The 6,939-nt window shown below is 65.1% G+C and carries 3 protein-coding genes and 1 pseudogene; 1 reads left to right on the top strand and 3 read right to left on the bottom strand.

From position 1 onward, the window contains the following. Window positions 1-288 (bottom strand): annotated as a pseudogene (locus ACPCJR_RS24200) (hypothetical protein); the annotation flags it as partial. Window positions 289-294: 6 nt separating this feature from the next. Here ACPCJR_RS24200 and ACPCJR_RS24195 point away from each other — a divergent pair. Then, on the top strand, window positions 295-1,122 hold the full coding sequence (locus ACPCJR_RS24195) for an aminoglycoside adenylyltransferase domain-containing protein (RefSeq protein WP_391515519.1): 828 nt from the start codon (window positions 295-297) through the stop codon (window positions 1,120-1,122). A gap of 19 nt (window positions 1,123-1,141) precedes the next feature. Here the strand turns inward: ACPCJR_RS24195 and ACPCJR_RS24190 are convergent, their stop codons facing one another. Further along, a complete protein-coding gene (locus ACPCJR_RS24190) occupies window positions 1,142-1,540 on the bottom strand; it encodes a GFA family protein (RefSeq protein ID WP_391515517.1) in 399 nt (132 codons plus the stop codon). Window positions 1,541-2,263: 723 nt separating this feature from the next. Then, window positions 2,264-6,550 (bottom strand): diguanylate cyclase domain-containing protein, encoded by a 4,287-nt coding sequence (locus ACPCJR_RS24185; protein WP_391515515.1) that lies wholly within the window; start codon window positions 6,548-6,550, stop codon window positions 2,264-2,266. Window positions 6,551-6,939 lie beyond the last annotated feature (389 nt).

The raw sequence follows: 6,939 nt of genomic DNA, 5'->3' as shown, positions 1-6,939 counted from the left end.
ATGTTCGCGAACAGAGACCTGTTGCCTAGCCAGCCGTCCTTCCTCGCTACGTAGGACGTTGTCGCAGCGGATATTCTCCGGGATGCCGTGCAGGCACATGGCGCCGGCCGGCGCATCGATCACACCCAGGCTGTTGATGCGCGGCGCGACTTTCAGCGCCAGGCACGCCTAGCTGTACTCGTCGATCAGCGTCAGGATGCGCAGGCTCCGCCTGTCGTGGGTCTGTGCCTGTACGAAGTCGAAGCTCCAGACGTGGTTGCGTTAGAGCGGACGCAGCCGCACAAAGGATTCGTGATGCATGCAGCCGATCCGCTGCCCTGTTGCGTGGAAACGACCGTCGCCGCCTTTCTGCGGCACTCGGACAGGGCGCAACTGCCGACCATCCGAGGCCTGTACCTCGTCGGATCGGTCGCGTTGGATGACTATCGGTCAGGTGCGAGCGACATCGACTTCGTCGCTGTCCTCGACCAGGAGCCGACCCCGGGCGAGTGCAAAATGCTCGCCGGTGCCCACACCGCACTGATGGAAGCCGGAGGACCTCGTTTCGACGGTGTCTACCTTACCGTCGAGGCGCTTCGACGGGCTCCCGCAGACTATGCGGTGGTGCCGTTCAGCCTGGATGGGCGCTTCCGTACTGGTGAGACCTGCCGCGAGGTCAACCCGGCGGTTTGGCGCTGCCTCGCTCGGCACGGACGGGCCGTGCTCGGACCGCCGCCATCGGAACTCGGCATCGCGGACGATGGCGAGGTGTTGCGCGCCTACCAAGTTGGCAACCTACGGACCTACTGGTCGACCTGGATCGAGCAGGCTGAGGCCGCACTCGCGGTGAAACCACCAGGCGAGGGTGCCAGTGCGATCGCGCTGGCCTGGGGCGTTCTGGGTGTGGCCCGCATCGCCTGCGCGTTGGAGACCGACCGGGTCGTCTCGAAATCAGGCGGGGGCCGGTACGCGCTGGTCGCACATCCGATTCGCTGGCACCCGGTGATCTGCGGGGCCCTGACCGCTCATCGCAGCGATCTGGAACGCGTGCCGGTCAAGACCTTCCGGGATGGCCTTGCCTACATGCGAGAGGCTATCGCTGCAGCGACGGAACATGCGATCGTCTGGGATGACCGCACATGAGACGGATGGCCTCCCAATGTCAGGACCGCCCGCGGGGGAAGTCCTGGGCGGGGTCAGGGATGACCACCCAGGGGTGCTTACCTTCCCCCCAGACCGAGCGGACTGGGGCCGGGTATCCGGGGTCGCAGATCGCTCCAACCGCGATGCCCAGCATGGTGGGGTGCTTTCCCGACCGAGCGTAGACCGTCGAGCCGCAGACTGCGCAGAAGAAGGTCTCGAACGTTCCACCCGTCTCGGTCGGTCGCTCGTAGCGGGTCGCATCGCCTGTGATCGTCACGCTGTTGTCTGGATAGTAGGCGAACACCCCGAACGGCGAGCCGCTACGACGTTGGCAGTAGCTGCAGTGGTACGCGACGACAGACGCGCTCGGACCCGGCAGGTACACGCACAATCGTCCGCATTGGCATCTGGCGTCCATCGAAGCCTCCAGCGCAGACCCGCATCGTGCTTCACGGCGATCCGCACATCAAGAAATGGTTCCCCGGCAAAGTTGATGTTCGGCCGCGAGGATTCCCAGTTCAAGGCCTCGTCATCGATACCTTGGTCGGGCGGCTGAGGTCCGGGGAGTTCACCAGGCGCAACATCAAATGGTTCGAGACCTCGATCCCGCCCCGGAACCTCAACCTCGATTTCCCGATGTCGGACAAGCTCAGGGCGCTGGTCAAGTCGCCGTCCGAAAAGCGAACTCCTGACCCGTTCCCGCAACTGTCGGGTCCAGGTGACCTGTTGGCCCTCGCGCCTTTGGCTCTCGAACGTTGTGCGAGACATACCCCGATTGGAATGAGGCGGCTACACAGCAACTCCTCTCGCTCGAGAAAGACGTCGGTTCCTTGCAGACAATCTCCGAACGAGGCTCGCATGGCTGCTTTCGGTTAGGGCTGACAGCGTCCCTATGATCGGGTTAGGTCGAATCCCAAGTGTCAGGTCTACGACCAGGTCGGGTGGAATTTTGCCGGTCTGCTTTCGGCACGTTAAATTAGGAACGCAGACATTCGCGCGGACGGGAGCAGTTGACTGCTTCGCGCCCAATGCAGCCGTAACAGGCAGTTCATTCCGTCCCGATTAGCGGACAGGTTGGAACTCACTGTCAGCGGTCCTTCGCACTGCGATGCGGAGAGATTTCAACAACGGGAATAAGCTCTCAAGTTGAGCGTGCCGGGACCTTACGACCGACAAAAGCGTTGGAGTTCCAGGTCTTCAGTAGCCTTGGCACGCGCACGCCGGCTATCGGCCTAGCATAAAGGTAGCCTTGCGCGTAGTCGCAGCCCATCGCCGCGAGGTGATGCGCCTGCTCCACCGTCTCGACACCTTCCGCCGTGACTTTCATCCCGAGGTTCTGGCCGAGACCGATCACGGCCGCGACAATCGCCGCGTTGTCCGGGTCCCGTTCCAGATCGCGCACGAAGCTCTGGTCCACCTTAATGTGGTCGACGGGGAACTGCTTCAGGTGCGTGAGCGAGGCGAAGCCGGTCCCGAAATCATCGAGCGCGATGCTCATCCCACTGGCGTGCAGCCGTGTCAGCGTCGCGGGCACGGTCTCGGCCCCCGCACCGAAGAACACCGTCTCGGTGACCTCGACCTCGAACTGCGTCGCAGGGACCCCGAAGCGGCTCAGGACATCGAGGATCATGCCGGCCAGATCGGGCTTGCGGAACTCGGCCGCGGCGAAGTTCACCGCCACGCGCCCGAAGTCGATGCCGCGCGCGTTCCAGACGCACATGTCGGCCGCCGCCGTTTCGAGAATCCTGTCGCCGATCGCGGTAGACAACTCCGGATCTTCGAAGGCCGAACCGAAATAGCCCGGCGTCAGTAGCCCCCTCTCGGGGTGCCGCCAGCGGGCCAGCGCCTCGAAGCCGACGATCCGGCCCGTCGTGAGGCAGACCTTCGGCTGGTAATACGGCACGATCTGCCCTGCCGCGAGGGCGGCGCGCACCTCCGCGGCGATCCTCAGCCGACGCAGGGCGTCGACGCGCATCGCGGCCGAGAACACGACTACGCGGTCTCGGCCCCGCGCCTTGGCCTGGGACAGCGCGATATCGGCGTCCTTGAGAAGCTCGCGCAGGTCGGTGTGGTGATCCGGGCAGGCCGCCACGCCGATGCTGGCCTTGCAGGTCAGCGTCTGGTCCCGGATCTGCAACGGCTGGCGCAGGCGCTCGATCAGCGCTTCCGCATGCTGGACGGCGTTGGGCAGGCGCAGCGGGTCGACGAGAATGAGGGCGAACTCGTCGCCCGTGAGCCTTGCGAGCGTATCGCAGGGCCGTAGACCCTCCCGCAGACGATCGGCAACCTCGCAGATCACGGCATCGCCGACGTCGTGGCCGAGGGTGTCGTTCACGTCCCTGAGATGATCGAGGTCGATCAGAAGCAGGCTCACGCAGGTGCCGTCCCGCTCCGCCGCCGCGAGCGCCGCCTCCACGCGCCCACGGAACAGTTGCCGGTTCGGCAGACCCGTGAGCGCGTCGAGGTTGGCCGTCTGCCACAGCTTCTCCTGCGCCAGCTTGCGGTCCGTGATGTCGAAGGTGATCCCCACGATCCGATCCGCATCGACCCGCTCGACCGACGAACACAGCCATTGCATGCGTCCGGCGGGTGAGACGTACCGGAACTCGCGCTCCTCGCGCGCGCCGCAGGTTCGAATGAAGTCCGCCATCTGCGAGCGATCGTCCGGGTGTACGAGATCCAGGAACTCCGATCGCAATTCCGCCGCCAGGCCGAGGACGTGGGGGGCATTCTCGGTTTGGCTGACCCGACCCGTCTTGAGGTTGCGCTCCCACGCCACCATCCGGCCGGCGCGCAAGGCGAGACGCAGGCGCTCCTCACTGGTGCGCAGCGCGGCGATCGCCCGCCGCTGCTCGGTCACGTCGCGCACCGCACCGACCATGCGGACGGGCCGCCCCCGCGTGTCGCGGACGACGAAGGCCTGGTCGATCACTTCCTTGTAGCCCCCGGCACCGCTGCGGTAGCGGTACTCGGCCTGCCACCGATCGTCCGTGCCGTCGACGGAAGCGGCGAAGCTGGCGGTCACGCGCGCGCGGTCCTCGGGATGGATCCGAGCCGCCCAGCGCGACCACGACGGCTTGCTCTCATCATCCGTGTAGGTGCGCACTTCGCCGGTCGCCTTGATCCAGGCGACGTCATCCGACGCCACGTCCCAGTCCCAGATTCCGTCCTGCGTGGCGCGCACCGCCAGGCGATACCGCTCCTCCTGAATCCGGATGGTCTCAGCGGCCTCGTGACGCTCGTGGATGTCGGTGATCGTGCCAACCCACTCCCGGACCCGACCCGTCTCATCCTTCAGCGGTACGGTCCGTCCCAGAACCCACCGGTACCGGTCCTGTGCATGGCGGACCCGGTAGGTGGCACTGCCCGCCTGCCCGGTCGCCATGGTCGCCTGCCAGATTGCGGTGATCGTCTCCCGGTCCTCCGGGTGCACAATCTTCAGCCAGCCATCGCCGAGATAGGCGTCCGTGGCCTGACCCGTGTATGACGCCCAGCCGCGGATCTCGATGATGCTGCCGGCGGCGTCCGCGCGCCAGACCATGGTGCCGGTGGCCTCGATCAGGGCTTGATAGCGCCGCACCGTCGTTTGTAGATCGGCATCCAGCGCGACCTGTTCGGTGATGTCGCGGGACACGGCCAGAATGCGCTCGGGGCCGTGTCGGCCGCCCGCGAGCGGGCTGAGATTGACCGCCCACCATTTCGGCTGCCCCGAAGGCGTCGGGCAGAAGCCGCGGAAGCTGGCGCTGTGCCCGGCCCTTGCGTTCGCGAGCGCGGCCTGAGCCGCTTCGCGATCGACCCCGTGCCAGAACGCGAGCCAGGATCGGCCGAGGAGCGGCTGGATGTCGTCGATCTCCATCAACGCCTGACCGCCGGCGCTCATGAACAGGAGGTCGCCCTCCGGATCGACGAGGGTCACACAGTCCGTGCTGCTCTGGAGAAGGCCGCGGAAGAGCGCGTCGAACACACCATGCTCGGGCTGATCCGGGCGTGCGAGGTCCGTCGTCGGATCGAGAGCTTTCTCTTCCGCGGGTCTGGGAGGCCCAGCCTCCTCGGTCCCGGAGAGGTGATAGCCGCCCCGCCCGGCGGCCTTGGCGCGATAGAGCGCCTGATCCGCGAGCCAAAACAGGCGGTCGGGGTCGAGCCCATCGTCCGGCGCGCGCGCGATTCCGATGCTGAGGCCGATGCGCGCCGGATAGCCGCCGAGATCGACCGGCGCTGCGACCGCCGCGAGGAGCCGCTCGGCCAGTGCGCCCGCTTTCTCGACGCAGCCCGTACCGGTCTGGATGATGACGAACTCATCGCCCCCAAGGCGTGCCACCATATCCTCGGCGCGCACGACGCCTTTCAGCCGCTGCGCCACCGCGCACAGCACGCTGTCGCCGGCCTGGTGGCCGAGGGTGTCGTTGACCGGCTTGAACTGATCCAGGTCGAGGCAGAACAGCGCGAAGCCACCGCCGCGCTTGACCCGCGCGATCTCCCGCGCAAGCTGCTCGCGGAAGACGAGCCGGTTCGGGAGACCCGTGAGCGAGTCGTGACGCGCCATATGCGTCATTTGCCGCTCGGCCTCCTTGCGCTGCGAGATGTCTCGGATCACGGCGACGTAGCCGTCCGATGCGCCCGTCGCCGGGTCGGTGGTGAGATCGAACGAGACCTCGACCCAGACCCACGCGCCATCCTTGCGGCGGTACCTTTGCTGGCTGACGGCTTGCTTGAGCGTGCCGCGTCCCACCTGTTTGAGCAGGCGCGCGAAGGCTCTGGCGTCCTCCGGATGGACGGAGTCGATCGGCTTCGTGCCGACGAGTTCCTCCGGCTCGAAGCCGAGCAGCCGCTTTGCTGCGGGCGACACGTAGCGGCGCGTCCCATCGAGGTCGCAGCGGACGATCACATCGGTCGTGTTGTCGGCCAGCAGCCGGTACAAGGCTGCACTCTCACGAGCCTCGCGCTGGGCTCTGCTCATGCGCAGCAAGGTGACGGCGATCTGCGCCAAGCTCCGAAGCTGGCCCTGCTGCTCGGCCGAGAACGTGCGTGGCACCCGGTCAATGATGCACAAGGCGCCGAGGTGAATGCCAGGAGCGAGCACGAGCGGCGCGCCGGCATAAAAGCGGATGTGGGGGTCGCCCGTGACCAGCCGATTTGCAGCAAATCGCTCATCACGCGTGGCGTCCTCGACCACCATCACCGCGTCGGACAGGATGGTATAGGTACACAAGGAAACGTCACGCGGGGTCTCGCCCACGTCCCAGCCGCATCGACCTTTGAACCGCTGCTCGGTTTCGCCGATGAGGCTGACGAGGGCGATCGGAACGGCGAACAGAGCCTGCGCCGTCTGGCAAAGCGCATCGAATGTCGGCTCAGGGTGAGAGCTGAACACGTTGAGGTCGCGCAGAGCTTTCAGACGCCTGATTTCATTCGGATGAACCGGATACATGTGTGATCCACTGGGGTTCGCCGGCACCACCAGGGTGCCCCGTTTCTCACAACCCGGAAATTGAGTCATCGAAGCATAGTTATTATAGTCTGGATATTTTTTTACTACACATCATCCTAATTTAGGTGTTGCAAGCGCTAATTCGAAAGATCTATCTCAATTCAGTCGCAGATTTGATTTGACTCAATTAGAAAGATACTCAGGCAGGAGCTTGCAGACGCTGCCGATCCAGCGCACGTTCCGGGATATGATCCGAAGTGGCATATCTGGATGAGCACTCGTCTAGACACCGCTTGTTCGGCCAGCGCGCTGCCTACGACACGTCAAAATGCGTGCTGCCGATCAGCATGATGCTAGAGATAAGACTCTAAATCATATCCTGAGTTGTT

This window comes from Methylobacterium sp. NPDC097929, from assembly GCF_049543375.1.
In the GTDB taxonomy this organism is placed as follows: Bacteria; Pseudomonadota; Alphaproteobacteria; order Rhizobiales; family Beijerinckiaceae; genus Methylobacterium.
This window is presented reverse-complemented; position numbering and strand designations above follow the sequence as displayed.